The organism is Brevundimonas sp. (genome assembly GCF_050729455.1).
Classification (GTDB): Bacteria; Pseudomonadota; Alphaproteobacteria; order Caulobacterales; family Caulobacteraceae; genus Brevundimonas.
On record NZ_JBOHLI010000114.1, the window covers coordinates 1 to 1,769 of the forward strand.

At 65.3% G+C, this 1,769-nt stretch carries 1 protein-coding gene and 1 pseudogene; both read left to right on the top strand.

Annotation, left to right across the window (positions count from 1 at the left end; translation table 11 throughout):
* Nucleotides 1-7 precede the first annotated feature (7 nt).
* Nucleotides 8-1,198, top strand: a complete 1,191-nt coding sequence (gene tuf, locus ACREEF_RS15765; RefSeq protein WP_431566512.1) for an elongation factor Tu — start codon at nucleotides 8-10, stop codon at nucleotides 1,196-1,198.
* 180 nt (nucleotides 1,199-1,378) lie between these two features.
* Nucleotides 1,379-1,769: pseudogene (locus ACREEF_RS15770) on the top strand (GIN domain-containing protein); the annotation flags it as partial.

Below are 1,769 nucleotides of genomic sequence, written 5' to 3' on the forward strand. Positions count from 1 at the left end.
GCTTGAAATGGCTAAAGAAAAGTTCGAACGCAATAAGCCGCACTGCAACATCGGCACGATTGGTCACGTTGACCATGGCAAGACGACGCTGACGGCTGCGATCACCCTGACGCTGGCGAAGACCGGCGGCGCGAAGGCGATGAACTACGCCGACATCGATGCGGCTCCGGAAGAGAAGGCCCGCGGCATCACCATCAACACCGCGCACGTGGAATACGAGACGGCTGGCCGTCACTACGCGCACGTCGACTGCCCCGGCCACGCCGACTACGTGAAGAACATGATCACCGGCGCGGCGCAGATGGACGGCGCGATCCTGGTGGTGTCGGCCGCCGACGGCCCGATGCCGCAGACCCGCGAGCACATCCTGCTGGCCCGTCAGGTCGGCGTGCCGGCGCTGGTGGTGTTCATGAACAAGGTCGACATGGTCGACGACGCCGAGCTGCTGGACCTGGTCGAGATGGAAGTGCGCGAGCTGCTTTCGTCGTACCAGTTCCCGGGCGACGACATTCCGATCGTCAAGGGTTCGGCCCTGGCGGCGGTGGAAGACCGCAACCCGGAAATCGGCGCGGACCGCATCCTCGAGCTGATGACCCAGGTCGACGCCTACATCCCGCAGCCGGAGCGTCCGGTGGACCTGCCGTTCCTGATGCCGGTGGAAGACGTGTTCTCGATCTCGGGCCGCGGCACCGTGGTGACCGGCCGGATCGAAAAGGGCATCGTGAAGGTCGGCGAGGAAGTCGAGATCGTCGGCATCCGTCCGGTCCAGAAGACGACCTGCACCGGCGTCGAAATGTTCCGCAAGCTGCTGGACCAAGGTCAAGCCGGCGACAACGTGGGCGTGCTGCTGCGCGGCACCAAGCGTGAAGACGTCGAGCGCGGCCAGGTGCTGTGCAAGCCGGGTTCGATCACCCCGCACACGAAGTTCGTGGCCGAGGCCTACATCCTGACCAAGGAAGAAGGCGGCCGTCACACCCCGTTCTTCACCAACTACCGCCCGCAGTTCTACTTCCGCACGACGGACGTGACCGGCATCATCCGTCTGCGCGAAGGCGTTGAGATGATCATGCCGGGCGACAACGCCGAGCTGGACGTCGAGCTGATCACCCCGATCGCCATGGACCAGGGCCTGCGCTTCGCGATCCGCGAAGGCGGCCGTACGGTTGGAGCCGGCGTCGTGGCCAAGATCGTCGAGTAAGCGATCTAGACCACGGTCGACAGACCTGAAGATCAGGCCGCCGAGGGCAACCTCGGCGGCCTTTTCGTTGGCGGGATGGGGGCCGCATGACGCCAAAGTCATGACCCGGAATTAAGCTGACCCGTGCGGCGCCCGGGCCTACCGTTCGCATCAAGGTTGTTCAGCTAGACGGAGAAAGACATGCGTCTTCCGATGATCATTCTCGGGCTCGGGGCGGCGTTGGCGGCGAGCGCGGCGCACGCGCAGTCCGTCGAGATCAAGGACGCCGTCGTTCGCGTCACGGTGATCCCGGAAGCGCGCAGCGACATCAAGGTCGAGGTTCTGTCGAGCCATCCTAAGCTGCCGCTGCAGGTCCGAACCGCGGGCGGCAGGGTCGTCGTCGATGGCGGCCTTAACCGCAAGATCCGCAGCTGCGAAGGCGAGGGGGGCCGCGCCTCGGTCAACGTCGCCGGCATCGGTGCGATCGCCTATGCGAATATGCCGCAGGTGGTGATCCGCGCGCCCCGCGACGTCAATCTGGACAGCGGCGGGGCGGTGTTCGGCACGATCGGCAAGTCGGCCAGCCTGCAAC